Source organism: Larkinella sp., assembly GCF_965227735.1.
Lineage (GTDB): Bacteria > Bacteroidota > Bacteroidia > Cytophagales > Spirosomataceae > Larkinella.
This window is the reverse complement of the sequence record NZ_OZ245776.1, coordinates 6,101,789-6,119,545: the sequence shown is the minus strand read 5'-3', so window position 1 is coordinate 6,119,545 and position 17,757 is coordinate 6,101,789. Positions and strand designations below refer to the sequence as shown.

Sequence of the window (17,757 nt, the reverse complement as noted above, 5' to 3'; positions counted from 1 at the left end):
AGAATGGTTTTGTCTCCCTTCTCTTTTAAATGCTTATTCCCCCCGCAAACTCGTCACCGGATTCATCAAAGCCGCTTTGATGGATTGAAAACTGATGGTGAACAAGGCCACCCCAATCGCCAGCAAACCGGCGAGCGCAAACATCCACCACGCGATGGACACCTGGTACTCAAAACTTTGAAGCCACTGGCTCATCGCGTACCAGGCAACGGGCGCAGCCAGCACCAGCGCGATCAGCACCAGTTTGAGGAAGTCTTTGGAAAGCAGCCCGACGATGCTGCCGATCGATGCACCCAGCACTTTCCGGACGCCAATTTCTTTCGTCCGCTGTTCCGCCGTGAAAGTGGCCAGCCCGAACAGACCCAGGCAGGCCACGAAAATGGTCAAACCGGCAAAAATACCCAGAATCTGACCAATTTTCTGCTCGGCTTTGTAGGTATCATTGAATCGTTCGTCCAGAAACGAGTAGGAAAAAGGCTGTTCGGGTTTAAACACATCCCACTGATTTTTCATACTCGCCAATAAACCGGTAACATCGTTGGTTTTTATTTTCACGATCATCGTTCCGGCCCCCTTCCCCAGCACCATCACGAGGGGCGAAATGCGCTCGTGGAAGGATTTGAAGTGGAAATCTTTCACGACACCAATCACGCGGTAAGTGCCTTTATTCCCTTCATTGTTCATATTGGTGATCGTCCGGTTCAGGGCATTTCCCTTCCAGCCCAATTGAGCCGCTGCGGTTTCGTTGAGGATGACCGCCGACGAATCCGTTCCGAAATCGCTGGAAAAATTCCGACCGGCCGCCATCTCCATCCCCAGCGCCGGAATGTAATTGGCATCGACATCATACCGCAGCGTTTTTACAAACTGCGTGGTCTGGTTGTCGGGATACACCATGAAGTTGTTGTTGTAGGATGGCCCCGCCGGCAAATAACCGGACGAACTGACCGTCGCCACGCGCGGGTCCCGAAGCAGTTCATCCCGAAACACCTCCTGATTATTCCCCAACGCCCAGGCATCCGGTAAAACCAGCACCTGGTCTTTGTTGTAGCCCAGCTTCTTGTTCTGGATGTAACTCAGTTGCTGATACACAACCGTGGTTCCGATCATTAAGGTAATAGAAATGAAAAACTGAACGACCACCAGCCCACTCCGCAACCCAATGCTTTTTTTGCCGGACGTAAATTTGCCCTTCAAGACCGAAACCGGTTTGAACGACGCCAGGAAAAAAGCCGGGTAACTGCCCGCCAGAACGCCAACCAACAGGCCGAACAGCAAAATACCGGGCAACAACGTAGGAACCGCATCAAGCTGCAAGCTTAAATTCTTGCCAGACAAGCTGTTAAATAGTGGTAGCGCGGCAAACGCAAAGAGACTGGCCAGCACCAGGGCAATGAACGACAACAGCATCGATTCCAGCAAAAACTGCCAGACCAGTTCCTTCTTCTGAGAGCCCATCACCTTCCGAACGCCCACTTCCCGCGCCCGTTTGGATGCACTCGCCGTCGAGAGATTCATAAAATTGATGCAGGCAATGAGCAGCATGATGAGGGCAACGGCGCCGAAAATATAGACGTATTTGATATCGCCGTTATTCCCCAGGTCGTAGGCAAAATCCGAATGCAGGTGAATGTCCGTCAACGGTTGCAGGTACAGGCCCAGTTCGTTGCCGCCCTTGCGGAACTCGGCCATGCTCACGCCCATCGCCTTCTTGAGTTGCGGCCCCATGTATTTTTCGACGGTTTGGGGCAGTTTCGCTTCCAGTTGTTTGTAATCGTAGCCCTCCGGGAGCACCAGGTACGTAAAAAACTCCGAAATCATCCAGGATGGTGATTTTGCGTCTTCGAAACTCGCCATCGAAGCAAACAGGTCGAAGTGAAAGTGCGAATTCGCCGGTATTTTCTCCATGACCCCGGTAACTTTAAAAACCGAAGACGCGTTTTTAAACGCCAGGGTTTTACCAATGGGGTCGGTTTTTCCAAAATATTTAGCCGCCAGTTGCTCCGAAATAACCACGGTGTTCGGTTCCACCAGGGCGGTTCTGGCATCACCTTTCCGGAAAGGCAGCGTGAAGACCTGAAAGAAATTGGCGTCCGCAAACGCCATCTGGTCACCGGTATAGTTCTGGTCGCCCAGCACCACCGTTGGTGACCCCGCCTGCCGCAAACGGGTAGACTCCAGCACCTCCGGATAATCCGCCTTGAGGGCCTGCGCAGTCGGTGGCATCACGTGCGATTCGTTCATTTTTCCACCCTGAACGGTGCCCCGGAAGATGACACGAACGATCCGATCCGCTTTTTCATGATACCGGTCAAAATTTAACTCGTCCAGCACATACAGGCTGATGAGCAGACAGGACGCCAGACCAAACGCCAGACCGACAATGTTGATAGCCGAAAAAGCGCGGTTGCGGACCAGATTCCGCCAGGCAATTTTGAAGTAGTTGCGAATCATGAGAGATAGTACGTATATGGTTTGCAAATAGTCAAACAAATTTTAGGCAATAACAGGTACTATGTAATACCTAATACATCAAAGGCAACATAGATCGATGAATGGCAATGACCGGTTTTATTACTGCATTGGCTTGTCCCTGAGCGGACAACCAGTGTCCATTTACGGACAGGAAAAGAAATTTCGGACAAACAGAGTTGTTCCGTGAATTGCGTGGAAGCCGGTTGCCATTATTTACATTGAAAAGAATCCCCTAAAGTATTAAAGCCTCCTTGGTCGCCTGGCGACCCAATGTTTGTAGCATCATGCGGTTTTCAACCTGGCACATGGTCGCGTAGCGACCGAACAAATCGGCAAACTGGTTTGATCGCTACGCGACCGAAAACAAACGGCAATCTGCGGGCTACAAACATTGAGTCGCTACGCGACTTGTTCGACGCAAAACGTAATGGATTGAAAAAAACTGAGCGGTTTTAAAGGGCAATTGCCAGACTGAATTCCATTACCCGCCGATCGTCGACATGGATTCCGTAACCGGGCCGCGTTCGTGCTCGGCTTCAAAACCGTTTTTCGGGCGGTGTGCGAAGGCTTTGAGGAAAGCGGCTGTCAGGTCGGCATCGGTTGCGCCCGACCGGAGCAACGCCCGTACGTCGAGCACGCCGTTGTCGTACAGGCAGGTTTTGAGCGTTCCCTGCGCGGTCAGGCGGATGCGGTTGCAGGTACCGCAGAACGTGCGGGTGAAAGCGGCAATGATCCCAAGCGTTCCCTGATAACCCGGAATCCGGTAAGTCGCAGCGGTCGAAAACGGCGAATCGGTTTGCCGTTGCAAACCCGGATACAAAGCTTGCAATTCCTGGAGAATGCGCCGGTGGGTCCAGTTCAAAACCGGGTAGTGACTCCCCTCGCCATTGAACGGCATTTCTTCGATAAACCGTACGTCAACGGGATGGTCGCGGGTGAGTTCGGCCAGGAGCGGCAGGTCTTCGATGTTCTTTCCTTCCATCACCACCGCATTCAGCTTCACCGGAATCTGGTTTTCCAGCAAGGCGTTGAGCGTTCCCTGCACAGCGGGGAGTTCGTCGCGCCGGGTGATTTGCCGAAACCGTTCGCGATCGAGCGTATCGATGCTAAGGTTCACCGAACCGATTCCCAGCCTCACCAGTTCCGGCACCAGCGGTTCGGTCAGCACGCCGTTGGTCGTAATGTTCAGTTCGTCAATGCCTTCGGTGGCTTTCAGTCGCCAGAGGAAATCCATCAGCCCGTTTCGGACGAACGGTTCTCCGCCGGTAATCCGGACTTTCGACACCCCCAGCCGGGCCAGCACCCGCACCAGCCGTTCCATCTCCTCATACGTCAGCAACTGGCTCTTCGGCAGGTACTTGATCCCCTCTTCCGGCATGCAGTAAAAGCACCGCAGATTGCAGCGATCGGTGACGGCCAGGCGGAGATAGGTGATGGGGCGATTGTGGTTGTCGAAAATCATTACAAGCAAGTTACAAAAAACAAGACGAAAAAATTTCATCTCTTTGTGTAACCTTCTCAAAGCCGCAAAGTTTCCACACCCAAATAGACCAACCCGAAACACACACCCGGTTGAAATCGCTGACGGACAACTCACTCATGCTGCAGGTGAAGGACGGCAATCTGGAGAAGATGGGCCTGCTCTTCGAGCGGTATCACCGCGCCCTGTTCGGTTTCCTGTATCACATGACCGGGCAGACCGATGCGAGCGAGGATCTGGTGCAGAACGTGTTTTACCGGATGCTGAAATACCGCCATACGTTCACCGGCGACGGTGAGTTTCGGACGTGGATGTATCACCTGGCCCGCAATGTGCTGGCTGATCACGTCCGGAAAAACAAACACGCGGTACATCATTACGACGTGGCTGATTTTGTGGAGAAAATTGGCGGTGGCCCTTCGGCGGATGAATCGATGCAGAAAGAACAGGAATTGGCATCCCTTCATGATGCCCTCCGAAAACTGAGTCCCGAAAACCGTGAAGTCCTGATTTTAAGTCGTTTTCAGGAGTTGAAATACGAAGAAATTGCCGGGATTCTGGACACCACCGAAGGAGCCGTAAAGGTTCGGGTTCACCGGGCCATGAATGAACTGAAACGCGTGTATTTAAAAGCTTAAGGCCGTGATTTTTAGACATCGCGAACCGAAACGAACACAACCATGAACTGTGAAAGCGCAAAAGAGCAATTGATTGATTTATTGAGCAATCAGGTTCCTGACACCGAACGGGCCGCCGTTGAAGCCCACCTGGCCCACTGCCCGGAATGCCAGGCAGAGCTGGCTGCCACCCGCCAACTCTGGCTGGCGATGGGCAACGTGCCCGTGCCGGAACCCGGCGATAAAGTCCGCTCCCGGTTTTACGCCATGCTGGAAACGGTGCAGATCGAAGAGGCTAAAAAACGCCGTCGCTCCTGGAAGAGCATCCTGCGCCGGGTTCGGCGGTTTTTGACGCCCGAACTCGTCCTTCGGGTGGCCTACAGCCTATCACTCGTGCTGGTTGGGCTGGCGGGTGGTTACTGGCTGAGTGCGAAAAAAGCACCGGTTTATGAGCAGCAAATCAATGAATTAGGTGCTCAGGTGCAACAGATGCGGCAGACAGTTTTGCTGTCACTGCTCGAAAACTCTTCGGCTACGGAACGGCTTCGGGCAGTGGAATACACCAAGGACATTGAACAGGTGGATGCGCAGGTGGTCGAAGCGCTGCTGAGTACGCTCAACAACGACTCGAATGTAAACGTCCGGCTGGTGACGCTGGAAGCCCTGGCCCAGCTCGCGGCTGATCCCAGGGTGCGGGAGGGCCTGGTGCATTCGATTGTCCAACAGGATTCGCCCCTGGTGCAATCCGCGCTGGCCGACGTGATGGTGAAACTCCAGGAAAAACGATCGCTCAAACCGCTTCGGCAACTGCTCCGGCAGGAAAACCTCAACGACTTCGTCAAGGTGAAAATCGAACAGACCATCAAGGATTTGAGCTAGAAGAGAAAAGAGGATAGACAAGAGAGTACAGACTTGTCATTCGATCCGCGTTTTCTTCCCCTCTCACTTCTTTATTCTTAAGACTTTCGCTTTTGCCCCTAAATCCCCTAAAGGGGACTTTTAGCATCCAGATTAAGCTGTGTCCAAGTCCCCTTTAGGGGATTTAGGGGCAAAAGCGAAAGTCCTAACTCTTTACTCTAAAAACACAACTCCGTATGAAACCATTTATCTCCCTCCTGCTGGTGGGGCTGGGGCTTTCCTGTGCCGCTGCATCGGCCCAAACCCTGGAATTTAAGGACCACATCAGCAAGGAATTTACGCTGTCGAAAGACGCTGGCAGCAGCACGCTGGCCATCTACAACATCAGCGGTTTTATTAAGGTAGAAGGCTATTCAGGCACCAAAATAGTGCTGGAAGTGGACCGGAGCATTCGGGCCAAAACCAGTGAGTTACTGGAACAGGGCAAGAAAGAATTTCTGCTGCAGTTCGATCAGGATGCCGACAGTGTTATTGCCTACATCGCCCAGCCGTATGATTCGCGGCCGAATCGAAATAACTGGAAAGATGGCACCAACCACCGGCGGATCGACTACAAATACGACCTCGATTTTACCGTAAAAGTCCCCTATTCCATGAATCTGCACGTATCGACGGTGAACGGGGGTGATGTAACGGTGAAAGACGTCAGCGGTTCTTTATTTGCCCACAACGTCAACGGAGCCATTACGTTAACCAACATCAAAGGAGCCACCGATGCCCGAACGATCAACGGCAATGTGGAAGCCAATTACCTGGTCAGTCCGCCCGAAAAATCGAAGTATTACACGCTGAATGGCGACATCAAGATCAGTTATCCGGCCAGTTTATCCGCCGACCTGAGCTTCAAAAGTTTTCAGGGCGACTTCTACACCGATTTCCCCAATGCCGAAATCCTGCCCGTCAAAGTGACTAAAACGCAGGAAAAACGGGGCGACGGCACGGTTTACAAGCTCAACAAGGATACGTCCATCCGAATCGGAAACGGCGGTAAAACGCTCCAGTTCGAGACGTTCAACGGTAACGTGTACATCAAAAAACAATCGTAGCGGTTTTGCCCCTAAATCCCCTAAAGGGGACTTTTGCATCCGGATGTTTCGGCGTCCAAGTCCCCTTTAGGGGATTTAGGGGCAAAATACACCTCTCTATTCCAGTAAAAAACAAGCTAAAATTCCATGAAAACGAATCGCATCCTGGTTACCCTGTTCATGCTTATTTCTTTGGCAGAAATCCAACCGCTGCTGGCCCAAAGTGACATCAGGGAACAACTTACCATTCCACTGACCGACCCGAACAAACCGGGCTCCCTGCACGTCGGCATCATCAACGGCTCCATCCACGTCGTGGGCTACAGCGGAAAAGACGTGGTGGTGGACGCTGTGGCAGAAACGAATACCGGTAAGAAAAAAGAAGAAAAACCCGACGAACTCGCCAACGGCATGAAGCGGATTTCGACCCGGGGCGGCCTCGATTTAAGCGCTGAAGAGAAAAATAACAAGATAAACCTGAGTTCGGGCGGTTCCATGAAACGAAACGTCAACCTGACCATCAAAGTCCCGCAACAATTCTCGCTTAAAGTCAGCACGATCAACAACGGGGATATTGTCATTGAAAACGTGAGTGGAGAACTGGAGGTCAATAACGTGAACGGTCCCATTACGCTGACCGGCGTGTCGGGCTCTGCCGTTGCCAACAGCGTCAATGGTCAACTGAAAGCCACGTTTAAAAACGTCAATTCCGAAGCACCCATGGCCTTTTCTACCCTCAACGGCAATGTCGATGTCACCTTTCCGGCCACTGCCAAATTTGACGTAAAGCTCAAATCCGACCGGGGCGAAATTTACAGCGACTTCGACGTGGACGTGGACAAAAGCCAGCCCAAAGCCAGCCGCAGCAACAAAGACGGCATGTATAAGGTCAGCATCGACGACTGGGTACAGGGGAAAGTCAACGGCGGGGGTCGAGAGGTGATGATGAAAAACATGCACGGCAACATCTACATTCGCAAAGCGAAATAAACCGTTTCTGCAACCATTTCGACCCGAAGCCAGTTGTCTTGAAAACGTATTTTGTCACCGCCGAACCTCGGCGGTGACTTATTTTTTAGCATGGACAAACTGTATACGGCGAAAGCCACCGCAACCGGAGGCCGCAACGGCCACGTAAAATCACACGATGGAGCATTGGATGTTGATGTCCGCGTACCGAAAGAAATGGGTGGGCCGAGTGGCACTTACCTCAACCCGGAAACCTTGTTTGCTGCCGGGTATGCGGCCTGTTTCGATAGTGCGCTGAGTTTAATTATCCGCACGCAGAAAGTTGAAGCGGGTCAGACCAGGGTCACGGCTCAGGTCAGTATCGGTAAAAATGAAGACGGCGGCTTTGGATTAGCCGTTGTTCTCGAAGTTCAGATTCCGGGCGTAGAGCGTTCCAAAGCGGAAGAACTGGTTGAGAAAGCGCACCAAGTTTGTCCCTATTCCAATGCGACCCGTGGGAATATTCAGGTCGATTTGAAAATCGTAGATTAACTTTCCTGAAGAATGATAAATGTCGAATGATCAATGTAAAAGTGCCGGATTGGCAAAACTTTTACATTGATCATTCGACATTCGATATTTAAAATTCCTTTCTAAAGTACTTTTTTACCGTTTAAAAGTATAAGCGAATTCCGCACCGGGTGTCAGCAGCACGGCTTCCCGCTGGCGCTCTTCCACAACCGCTTCGGAGGGTGCCAGGGCACCGTCGACAATGGCACCGGCAATGGCGACAGAAACCGCAATTACCAACGCGGGCCAGAATCCGGCAATGGTGAAACTCCCCATCATTTTATCGATCAGCTTCAGCAGAATGGCCGTCACTACAATCCGCACAATGCCGGTTAAGAAGAAGAGCGTCACCAGGTTGAGCGGAAAACGAATGATCCAGCCGACCAGAAAGTTAAGCGCGGCCAGGATAACGGCAATCAGCAGGGCGGTACCAAAACTTTTTACATCTACCTGAGGCATGATGTAGGCCAAGCCGAAAATCACGGCGGCATCGAGTAACAAGTGCAAAATTAGATTCATGAGAAAGCGGGATTGATGGTAAATAATCCCTAAATAAACACTTTCTTTTACAGCTTGTTCAACCCATAGCTCATTTCCTGCCCGCCATGAAAAACCCGTTCCGGTCCCTCTGCCTTTTCCTTCTGTTCACGACTTTCCATTGCGTGTTGGCTTTTGGTCAGCAACCCGGTGCCACTGCCGATTCGCCCAAAGGCGTGTATCAGTACCGAAAAGCGGCTTACGACGGCATCGGAAAAACCTACCTGGGCCGGGAAATTTCGCAGGTTATGGGTCATTTGGGAGCCGCCTGGCTCGAACGCCCGGAGCGCGAACAGGAAGAACGCACCGATCTGCTGCTGGACGCCCTGAACCTGAAACCGACCGATGTCGTCGCCGACGTGGGGGCCGGAACCGGGTATTTTACCTTTCTGATGGCACCCAAGGTTCCGAAAGGCAAAATTCTGGCGGTCGACATTGAAAATGAGATGATCAATGACCTGAATACCGCCAAAAAGAAGAAAGGCGTGACCAACGTCGAACCGGTTCTGGGAACCATTGCGGACCCCAAACTTCCCGTCAGTGGCATCGATATGGCCCTGATGATCGACGCCTACCACGAGTTTTCACACCCCCGCGAAATGATGACGAACATCGTCCGGGCGCTCAAACCGGGTGGTCGCGTGGTGCTGGTCGAATACCGCGCCGAAGATCCGAACGTGCCTATCAAACCCCACCACAAGATGAGCATTGCCCAGGCCACGAAAGAAATGAAAGCCGTCGGCTTGCGGCTAAAAAGCGTGTATACCAAACTGCCCCAGCAACACGTCATGATATTTGAAAAATAACGAATATTGAATAGCCAATATTGAATAGCGAAGTCAATGGACCGCTATACTTCGTTGTTCAATATTGGCTATTCAATATTCATTATTTCCTTATTCCATTCCGAACAACCAGCCCCCACAACCCGTTTCTTCGAAAAAGTAGCCTGGTTTTCCTGTGTCATCAACAACGTCGGCCGTTTCATCGTCTTCTCCCAATAAATGGATTATTCTGGGCACCATCATGTTCGGAACGTTCATGTCGACGCTCGACAGCAGCATTGTCAACATTGCCCTGCCCACCATCCGGCGGGAACTGGGCGCGGGCGACAGTGTCGAGTGGATCGTACTCTGTTACCTGCTGACCACCACCAGCACGCTGCTCATCATGGGAAAAGTCTCCGACTGGGTGGGCCGCCGAACGCTGTACATCACCGGTTTCTGCGTGTTTGTGCTGGGCTCTCTGCTCTGCGGGCTGGCCTGGAACCTGTGGTCGCTGGTGGGGTTTCGGGTGGTTCAGGGGCTGGGCGCTTCCATGATTTTCGCCGTCGGCCCGGCCATCATCGGCGATACCTTTTCTCCGCAGGAACGCGGTCAGGCCATGGGGCTGATGGGTTCCATTGTGGCCGCCGGGTCCAGTGCGGGGCCGGTCATTGGCGGTTTTCTGCTGGGTAAATTCGGCTGGTCAAGCATCTTTTTTGTGAACGTACCGATTGGTTTGCTGGCCATCTGGCGGGCGTGGACCATCCTGCCGGAAAGCCCGAAAGCGACTGGCCAACGGTTCGATCTGGTGGGCGCGGGCCTGTTTCTATTCGGCGTCATCTCCCTGCTCACCGGTCTGGATTTTGGGCCGGAACCGCACTATGGCTGGGATCATCCGCTCGTGGTCACGCTCCTATCGATCGGCACGGTTTTGCTGGTGTTGTTTCTGCTCTGGGAAATGCGGGTTCGGGAGCCGATGCTGCAACTGAGCCTGTTCCGCATCCGGCCCTACACAGCGGCTATCCTGGCGGCCTTTTGCGGTTTTCTGGCGTCGGGCGGCAATCTGTTTGTCATTCCTTTTTTCCTGCAACAACTTCTGGGACTTCCGCCCGAACGCGCCGGCCTGATTTTACTGGCTGGCCCCGTGACCCTCAGTTTGGTGGCTCCGTTGGGCGGGTATCTTTCCAGCCGGATCAGCACGCGCTGGTTGTCCAGTTTCGGATTACTGATCACGGCGGGCGGTTATTTTGCGTTTTCGTTTCTGGACGTCGACTGGACCTGGCAAGACGTCATCTGGCGAAGTTCGCTGGTGAGTCTGGGCTTTGGCCTTTTTCAGTCGCCCAACAGCAGCAGCGCCCTCAACGCGGCCCCCATCGCCCAGCGCGGCATTGCCAGCAGCATGATTGCCTTCATGCGCAACCTGGGATTTGTCGTCGGCATCGCCATTGCGGCCGCCGTTTGGTACAGCACCCGCAACCGCTGGGCACTGGCGCACGATGCCTCGCCCGAATCGACGGCGGCCCAACTGCGCGGGATGCATTATGCCTACCTGACCATGAGCGGTTTAGTGCTGACGGGTGTTCTTATTTCCTTCACGCGGGGCAAGGCAACTTCACCAGCATCAAAGCCGGTTCAGCCGAAAAATGCCGTCACGAATTCAACTTCTTAGAAATACGGTTTCGAAGTCCTAGACTTACCTCAGGCTAATATTGTATATTTTTTGGAGAAAATGCTGGAGATTACCGGTACACAGTCAGGGTAAATTTGTACTGTTCCTAAGTCCTGTTGTATGAACCGCTACGCGAAACGTTTTCTTTTCCCTGTTCTCTTCTTCTTCCCAGGCATCGGGTCCGTCATTGCCCAGGAAACCGGCAAAAAAGTCACCATCGTCACGCCGGTTTCGGCGCACGTTCGCGTCAGCTTTGGTGCTGAAAAACTCAAACAAGCCCTGGCCAAAGCCGGTTATCAAACTACGTTTTTCGAGGGCATTCCGGCGAAGAGTAGCCAACAGATTGTCATTGGGTTATGGTCTGATCTAAACATCAAACCGATTGCTTCGCGTTACAAATTAACGGCAGACCCAAACCCGGTCAAAGAAAGCTTCGCCATTCGGAGAGACGCGCAGAATCCGCTGCTCATTGTGGGAGCCGACCCGTCCGGTGTCTTGTACGGCTGTCTGGAAATGGCTGAAAAAATCAGCAAAACCGGCCAGCTTCCCGAAACGATCAACCTGCGCGACCAGCCGGAAATGGTGCTGCGCGGCACGGCGGTGGGCATCCAGAAACCGGTGTATCTCCCCGGTCGCGAGGTGTATGAATATCCCTATACCCCCGAAACCTTCCCGTGGCTATATGACAAAGCGCTCTGGATTCGGTATCTGGATCAGATGGCTGAAAACCGCTACAACTCCCTGTATCTGTGGAACGGCCACCCCTTTGCTTCGCTGGTTCGGCTGAAAGACTATCCCTACGCCGTTGAAGTGACCGACGCGACCTTCCGGAAAAACGAAGAAATGTTCCGGTTCCTGACCGCCGAAGCCGACAAACGCGGCATCTGGGTCATTCAGATGTTCTACAACATCATTCTTTCAAAACCGTTTGCCGAAAAACACAATCTCAAAACCCAGGACCGAAACCGCCCCATTACCCCGCTCATTGCCGACTACACTCAGAAATCCATTGCTGCGTTTGTTCAGAAATACCCGAATGTCGGCCTGCTCATCACCCTCGGTGAAGCGATGGAAGGTGTCGGGCAGGATGACGTCGACTGGTTCACCAAAACGATTATTCCGGGCGTCAAAGACGGATTGAAAGCCCTCGGCCAAACCGCCGAACCGCCAATTGTGCTCCGCGCCCACGATTCCGATGCGCCCCGCGTGATGAAAGCCGCCCTGCCAATCTATAAAAATCTGTACACGATGGCGAAGTACAACGGCGAGGCCCTGACAACCTACACACCCCGCGGCAAATGGGCGGATTTGCACCGGACGTTAAGCAACATCGGCACCGTTCACGTTGAAAATGTGCACATTCTGGCTAATCTGGAGCCTTTCCGGTACGGTTCGCCCGATTTTATTCAGAAGTCCGTTCAGGCGATGCACAACGTATATGGCGCGAATGGCCTGCATCTCTATCCACAGGCGTCGTACTGGGACTGGCCCTACACCGCCGATAAAACGTCACCCCGTCTGCTCCAGCTCGACCGCGACTGGATCTGGTACAAAACCTGGGCGCGCTACGCCTGGAATTCCGAACGGGATCGTCCGACAGAGGTTACCTACTGGGGCAATCAACTGGCGGATCAATACGGTTTACCGGCCGACAAGGGCAAAGACGTGCTGGAAGCCTACGAGCAAACCGGCGAGATTTCACCGAAACTGTTGAGACGTTACGGCATCACCGATGGCAACCGCCAGACCCTCACACTTGGTATGCTGATGACGCAACTCGTCAATCCGTTTCGTTACGGGCTGTTTACGCTCATGTATGAATCGGAAGCACCTGAGGGTGAAATGATTATCGAATACGCCGAGAAGGAGTCGAAACACGAAAAACACCTTGGAGAAACGCCGGTTCAGGTGGCGGATGAAGTGGTTGAACACGGCAGAAAAGCCGTGGCAGCCATTGACAAGGCGGCTGGGTCGGTGACTAAAAACAAGGCCGAATTTGACCGTCTGAAAAATGACGTCTACGCCCAGAATGCGATGGCGAACTTCTACGCCCAGAAAGCCCAGGCGGCCCTGACGGTTTTGAAATACAAATATTCCACCGACGTCCGCGATCTGGAAAAAGCCGTTCCGCTGCTGGAAAGCAGTGTAGAACACTATACCGATTTGGTGAAACTAACGAAAGATACGTACCTGTATGCCAACAGCATGCAGACGAAGCAGCGCAAAATTCCGATGCGGGGCGTCGATGGAACCTACAAAACGTGGGAAGAAATGCTGCCGGTTTATCAAAAAGAACTGACGCGGTTCAAATCCGTCATCGACTCGCTGAAATCGGCTCCGGTGACTGTGGCCAGGCAACCTCTGTGGTTCAAACCGGCCACCGTTACGATTCAAAGCCCGACCGTGCAGACCTATACCGTTGAAAAAGGGCAGCGTATTTTTTCCGATACTGCTCTTGCCATCGCTGCGGTAGCGGAGGAATTGAAGAATCTGAAAGGGCTGCAACTGGCAAAATCGACACAGCAGTCGGAACGCACCAGCCTGACCTTTACGGCCAGCCAACCCGTCAAACTGCTGGTCGGTTTTTTTACCGAAAAGAATCCCCGCTACTTACCCGCGCCGGAACTGGAAACCGACGCCAGCGCCAACGACTACGGGCAGTCGGAAATCAAAATTTCGAACGCCGTTCTGCTGGATGGCTTTCCGCCGGTCAACGTGCATACGTATTCGTTCAAGGCGGGAAGGCACACCCTGAATCTGGGAAAAGGAGCCTGTTTACTGCTCGGTTTCATGGACGGCAATCAGGAGATTCCGGTTTTTGACGCGGGCCTGGCGGGCAATAAAAAGAACATCGACTGGCTGTTTGAGTAAAAAACCGGTCTTTAGTCCAGCGGAATTTTTCCGGCGTTTTGCTCCAGCCAGGCATCGAACGACTGCAATTCGGGATTCAACTCCCGGGAGTAGCTTACATCCCGAACCTTGTTGCACACCTCGTCGAAATCGCGGTAAAACTGGAACATATTGCCCATATCATCAGCCCCCGGGAAGCCAAAGCCCCGGTAAACCTCCGGCGTAACGTAGTTGTAGGTGACCTCCTGCCCGATCGCCTGGGAGAGTTTCGCAGCCATTTCCTGACCTGTCAGTTGATCCCCCGCCACGCCGATGGTCTTCCCAACAAATTCCGGACCGCCCTTGAAGATGGCATACGCGGTTTTGCCAATATCTTCGGAAGCCACACCGGCCATCTTCTTGTCAGCCATCGGCAAGGTCAGATACAGCCTGTCATCCGGTCCCTTTTTAGGGCCTGCTCCGAAATAGATGAAGTTTTCCCAATAAAAAGAAGCCCGAAGGAAGGTAGTTGGTACGCCTAAATCGGTAAAGAATCGGTCGGCTTCGCCTTTCGCATCAAAATGCGGTACTTTGTATTTGCCTTGCAGGGTTGGCATCCGGTCATCGTCCAGTGGAATCCACTCGCGGGTATCTTCCAGCGTCGACCAGATCACGTGCTTCAACCCGGCCTGTTTAGCCGCCTGGGCCATGCTGCGTGCTTCGTTGTATTCCCGCTCCGGCGAAAAATGCGCCCAGAAAAAGGTCACAAAAAAGGCTCCATAGGCTCCCTCCAGGGCCTGGCCAAGGCTTTGCTCATCATCAATGTCGGCCGTTACCACTTCGGCTCCTAATTGCGCCAGTTCCTGCGCCTTATCGGAATTGGTGTCCCTCGTAATGGCCCGAACGGCAAATTCACTGTTTTTATCATGGAGAATGGCTCTGGCAAGTCCGCCCCCCTGGGCACCGGTAGCGCCGAAAATGGCAATAATCTTTTTCTCAGACATGAGCATTTAGGTTCTTTGAGTGTAGGAATCTGGAAACAAAAAGTTCTGTCCAGGAAGGGACAGAACCCTTAAGGTATTACAAAACTGGACAATTTATCAATGCGATTGGATAATTTTCCCCACTGGCCGTCAACTAACTTTGATCTGCCTACGGCGCAATAATCAACTCAATCTCGTTGTCGTGGAAAACCTGCTTGTACTTTTCCTGAATGGTCGCGTCGGTGATGATGTAATCGATGAGCGACAAGGCTCCCAGACTGGCGAACGCGCTTTTGCCAATTTTGGTCGAATCGGCGACCAGATAGGTTACATCGGCGGCATCGATCATGGCTTTTTTCACCACCAGGTCGCTGATACTCGGATACGTTAAGCCCGATTTGAGCGAAATTCCCGCCGTCGCCAGAAACAGCTTCTGAACATTGATGCCTTTGAAAAAATCGGCGGCTTTCTGGCCCGTCAGCGATAACGTGGGCGGTTTGAACTCCCCGCCGGTCATGATCACCTCGATCCCGGTTTCGGCGCCAAGAATCAGGGCGATGTTCAGGGCGTTGGTAATGACGGTGAGGTTTCGGTAGCCGCGCAGTTTCTTGGCAATTTCTGTGGTGGTCGAACCCGAATCCAGAATGATGGTGTCACCACTTTCGATGTACTCCAGGCACTTGCTGGCAATCCGCTCTTTTTTATCGATGTTTTCCTGGTTTCCCAGCGACACCGTCCGCACCTGATCCTCCACGTTTTTCAGGTAAGCCCCGCCGTGGTCCTTGATCACCAGTCCGTCTTTTTCCAGTTTTTCGATGTCCTGACGAATCGTTACTTCCGTCACCTTAAAAATCCGGGCCAGGTTGACGATTTTGGCGGAGCCGTCTTCCTTCAGCAATTCAAGTATTTTATCCCGACGTTGATTCGGTAGCATACGGTTTTATTCTAAACTATCTGAGTTTGTCAAAAGTAACAAAAAGAAATTTTCTCTTCGCAATAGATTAATTGCCTAAGACCCGGTTTGTTACCCAGCCCACGGTTTCAACCGTGGGGTTTCGCAAAATATCCACCCACATTTTGAAACCGTTTTAACGGTTTTGAGACCCTGAAACCGTTAAAACGGTTTTGGCACACCCGGTTTTTCCCTCCAGGTCCCACGGTTGAAACCGTGGGCTGATTTTTCTTTTTCGTACCCTATCGTTTTTCCTTAACAATCACAAATAATAAATAAATATCGAAAACCATTTCATTTGATCTGCGTCAGTCGAATCGCCTGATACGGTTTGGCAGGCAGGCGGATTTTCCTAAATCCTTCGTCATACACCCGGTAATCTTTGGCTTCGCCCAGCCGGAAGCTGTCCAAAACGGGCGTAATGGTCATGTTCCAGGTGTCGATGAGTTCGGCTTTGAAAACCGCTCCGGTGGGTGGAGCGCCTTTTTTCGGCAGACTGAACACCCATTCCGACGGCATCTGTTTCCCCAAATAAATCAGGTAATGCGCGCTGTCGGACTGGCAGGTCTGGTGATCTTTCCAGGGGTCTGCCAGTTCGACCGGGCCGGGTTGCTGCTCCAGCAGGCTTCGCAAAAAACCGATCCGCGCCGGACTTTGCCCGTGGAATTTCCCGCCTTCTGCCCAGAAGATGGTGTCGCCGGGCGTTCGGTACGTTTCGCCGTGGGTCACATAAGTTCCGGCAATGACGCCCTGCCAGAACGTCTCGGTCATTTCCTCCGGACTCAGCCTTCCCCAGCGTTGCGGCAGGTTGCCTTCGTAACAGACTTCATCGTAGATCACCGGTTTTCGGTAGGCATCGCGCAACAGAACCGCCCGCCCAAAATCCTCGACGGTCGACCCGTTCTGAATGCTGACGTGGGTGAAATACGGCTTCCAGTTGTCGTAATATTCCGTGCCGTTGTGGATCGAACAGAGGTGATGATATGGGTCGGCATCGACCACGGCTTTGCTGTAGACATCCCAGGCTTCGCGCGGTTTGTTTTTGATAAAATCAAATTCATTCGCCATCGACCACCACACATTCTGATACGCTGACAACCTGGCTACCAGATACTTGATGTAGAACAAATCATTCTTCATGCCCATGCTGTCGAACCCCCAGCGGCCTTTGTCGTATGGATGAAAAATAATCAGATCGGCTTCGATATTGAGTTTGGCGAGGTCGGCAATCCGCTTTTCGAGGTGCCGGAAGAACGCCGGATTAAAGCGAGTAAAATCCCATTCATATTTCGTAGAACCGTTCGGGCGTTTGGTCCGACCTTTCTCTTCGTACGCAAAAAGGGCCGGTTCTTCCTCCACGTAACTGTACGTTTTGGGGAACACGCACATTCTGATTTTATTGAAGGATGCGTTTTTCAGCGTCGTCAACGTCTGTTCCTGCAACGACTCCGGCTGGTGGGTCCAGGCATACGCCGTTGTACCAAACGGGTAATACGGTTTTCCATTGGCGTACTGAAAATGGTACATATTCCGGACGCTGACCGGGCCGTGGTTCGTCGCGGAAGGTGCACTGCACGTAAAGCTTCCTTTTTTTCCACTCAACGCTTTGACGTTACTGGAGGTCCGGTACGACCATTGGCCCGTCGCTTCCGGCATGAACCGGATTTTATACACCCCGTCGCCATCGTAAAAACCGGTCATCCTGACCTTCTTCTCACCCGACGAGAACTCGGCCGTTAGCCAAACGTCCGTAAAGGGATTGCCAGCCGTCGGCCCCGACAAGGTAATCTCGTAGACCTCCCATTTTTCAACACCCTTTTCGGAAGCCCCCTTGCCCTGCGCCATCAGATACAGCGGAGAACCTAGGAAGAAAAGAAACAAAAGCCGGAATTGAGCTCGTCTGGACATAATTCAAGAAAATATTTTTAAAAAACAAAGTAAAACAAATAAAACGAAATACTTTTAAGAAAAAATAAGAAAATACCAACCT

14 protein-coding genes are annotated in these 17,757 nt (G+C 52.4%); 8 read left to right on the top strand and 6 right to left on the bottom strand.

Annotation, left to right across the window (positions count from 1 at the left end):
- Positions 1-33: 33 nt before the first annotated feature.
- Both ACO064_RS23945 and moaA read right to left on the bottom strand, forming a co-directional pair.
- Positions 34-2,454 carry an ABC transporter permease gene (locus ACO064_RS23945; protein WP_421829725.1) on the bottom strand — a complete coding sequence of 807 codons (2,421 nt, stop codon included), beginning with the start codon at positions 2,452-2,454 and terminating at the stop codon, positions 34-36.
- A 502-nt stretch (positions 2,455-2,956) separates the two neighbouring features.
- Entirely contained in the window at positions 2,957-3,937 is a 981-nt protein-coding gene (gene moaA, locus ACO064_RS23940) for a GTP 3',8-cyclase MoaA (RefSeq protein WP_421829724.1), read from the bottom strand.
- A 137-nt stretch (positions 3,938-4,074) separates the two neighbouring features.
- Here moaA and ACO064_RS23935 point away from each other — a divergent pair, with 137 nt between their 5' ends.
- From ACO064_RS23935 to ACO064_RS23915, 5 genes are all read left to right on the top strand, one after another.
- Entirely contained in the window at positions 4,075-4,593 is a 519-nt protein-coding gene (locus ACO064_RS23935) for an RNA polymerase sigma factor (RefSeq protein WP_421831060.1), read from the top strand.
- 42 nt (positions 4,594-4,635) lie between these two features.
- Positions 4,636-5,451 carry a HEAT repeat domain-containing protein gene (locus tag ACO064_RS23930; protein WP_421829723.1) on the top strand — a complete coding sequence of 272 codons (816 nt, stop codon included), beginning with the start codon at positions 4,636-4,638 and terminating at the stop codon, positions 5,449-5,451.
- Positions 5,452-5,666: 215 nt separating this feature from the next.
- Positions 5,667-6,536: a DUF4097 family beta strand repeat-containing protein gene (locus ACO064_RS23925; RefSeq protein ID WP_421829722.1), complete on the top strand. Its 870-nt coding sequence runs from the start codon at positions 5,667-5,669 to the stop codon at positions 6,534-6,536.
- Between the two features lie 126 nt (positions 6,537-6,662).
- On the top strand, positions 6,663-7,505 hold the full coding sequence (locus tag ACO064_RS23920) for a DUF4097 family beta strand repeat-containing protein (RefSeq protein WP_421829721.1): 843 nt from the start codon (positions 6,663-6,665) through the stop codon (positions 7,503-7,505).
- Positions 7,506-7,595: 90 nt separating this feature from the next.
- Positions 7,596-8,015 carry an organic hydroperoxide resistance protein gene (locus tag ACO064_RS23915; RefSeq protein WP_421829720.1) on the top strand — a complete coding sequence of 140 codons (420 nt, stop codon included), beginning with the start codon at positions 7,596-7,598 and terminating at the stop codon, positions 8,013-8,015.
- A 114-nt stretch (positions 8,016-8,129) separates the two neighbouring features.
- Here ACO064_RS23915 and ACO064_RS23910 read toward each other — a convergent pair whose 3' ends face one another.
- Positions 8,130-8,552, bottom strand: a complete 423-nt coding sequence (locus tag ACO064_RS23910; RefSeq protein ID WP_114405663.1) for a phage holin family protein — start codon at positions 8,550-8,552, stop codon at positions 8,130-8,132.
- 86 nt (positions 8,553-8,638) lie between these two features.
- Between ACO064_RS23910 and ACO064_RS23905 the strand changes: the two genes are divergently transcribed.
- From ACO064_RS23905 to ACO064_RS23895, 3 genes are all read left to right on the top strand, one after another.
- Positions 8,639-9,376 (top strand): class I SAM-dependent methyltransferase, encoded by a 738-nt coding sequence (locus ACO064_RS23905; protein ID WP_421829719.1) that lies wholly within the window; start codon positions 8,639-8,641, stop codon positions 9,374-9,376.
- 154 nt (positions 9,377-9,530) lie between these two features.
- Complete coding sequence (locus ACO064_RS23900) at positions 9,531-11,003, top strand: MFS transporter (protein ID WP_421829718.1); 1,473 nt, start codon at positions 9,531-9,533, stop codon at positions 11,001-11,003.
- A gap of 120 nt (positions 11,004-11,123) precedes the next feature.
- Positions 11,124-13,874, top strand: coding sequence for an alpha-d-galacturonidase (locus ACO064_RS23895; protein ID WP_421829717.1), 2,751 nt, complete (start codon positions 11,124-11,126; stop codon positions 13,872-13,874).
- 11 nt (positions 13,875-13,885) lie between these two features.
- Here ACO064_RS23895 and ACO064_RS23890 read toward each other — a convergent pair whose 3' ends face one another.
- The 3 genes from ACO064_RS23890 to ACO064_RS23880 form a co-directional block, all read right to left on the bottom strand.
- Positions 13,886-14,836, bottom strand: coding sequence for an NmrA/HSCARG family protein (locus ACO064_RS23890; RefSeq protein WP_421829716.1), 951 nt, complete (start codon positions 14,834-14,836; stop codon positions 13,886-13,888).
- A gap of 148 nt (positions 14,837-14,984) precedes the next feature.
- Positions 14,985-15,749 carry a DeoR/GlpR family DNA-binding transcription regulator gene (locus ACO064_RS23885; RefSeq protein WP_421829715.1) on the bottom strand — a complete coding sequence of 255 codons (765 nt, stop codon included), beginning with the start codon at positions 15,747-15,749 and terminating at the stop codon, positions 14,985-14,987.
- Between the two features lie 312 nt (positions 15,750-16,061).
- Complete coding sequence (locus tag ACO064_RS23880) at positions 16,062-17,675, bottom strand: DUF5060 domain-containing protein (protein ID WP_421829714.1); 1,614 nt, start codon at positions 17,673-17,675, stop codon at positions 16,062-16,064.
- Between the last annotated feature and the right edge of the window lie 82 nt (positions 17,676-17,757).

Coding starts and splice junctions, on each gene's coding strand:
- ACO064_RS23945 (WP_421829725.1), bottom strand. CDS start 2,454: ATGATTCGCAACTACTTCAAAATTGCCTGGCGGAATCTGGTCCGCAAC.
- moaA (WP_421829724.1), bottom strand. CDS start 3,937: ATGATTTTCGACAACCACAATCGCCCCATCACCTATCTCCGCCTGGCC.
- ACO064_RS23935 (WP_421831060.1), top strand. CDS start 4,075: ATGCTGCAGGTGAAGGACGGCAATCTGGAGAAGATGGGCCTGCTCTTC.
- ACO064_RS23930 (WP_421829723.1), top strand. CDS start 4,636: ATGAACTGTGAAAGCGCAAAAGAGCAATTGATTGATTTATTGAGCAAT.
- ACO064_RS23925 (WP_421829722.1), top strand. CDS start 5,667: ATGAAACCATTTATCTCCCTCCTGCTGGTGGGGCTGGGGCTTTCCTGT.
- ACO064_RS23920 (WP_421829721.1), top strand. CDS start 6,663: ATGAAAACGAATCGCATCCTGGTTACCCTGTTCATGCTTATTTCTTTG.
- ACO064_RS23915 (WP_421829720.1), top strand. CDS start 7,596: ATGGACAAACTGTATACGGCGAAAGCCACCGCAACCGGAGGCCGCAAC.
- ACO064_RS23910 (WP_114405663.1), bottom strand. CDS start 8,552: ATGAATCTAATTTTGCACTTGTTACTCGATGCCGCCGTGATTTTCGGC.
- ACO064_RS23905 (WP_421829719.1), top strand. CDS start 8,639: ATGAAAAACCCGTTCCGGTCCCTCTGCCTTTTCCTTCTGTTCACGACT.
- ACO064_RS23895 (WP_421829717.1), top strand. CDS start 11,124: ATGAACCGCTACGCGAAACGTTTTCTTTTCCCTGTTCTCTTCTTCTTC.
- ACO064_RS23890 (WP_421829716.1), bottom strand. CDS start 14,836: ATGTCTGAGAAAAAGATTATTGCCATTTTCGGCGCTACCGGTGCCCAG.
- ACO064_RS23885 (WP_421829715.1), bottom strand. CDS start 15,749: ATGCTACCGAATCAACGTCGGGATAAAATACTTGAATTGCTGAAGGAA.
- ACO064_RS23880 (WP_421829714.1), bottom strand. CDS start 17,675: ATGTCCAGACGAGCTCAATTCCGGCTTTTGTTTCTTTTCTTCCTAGGT.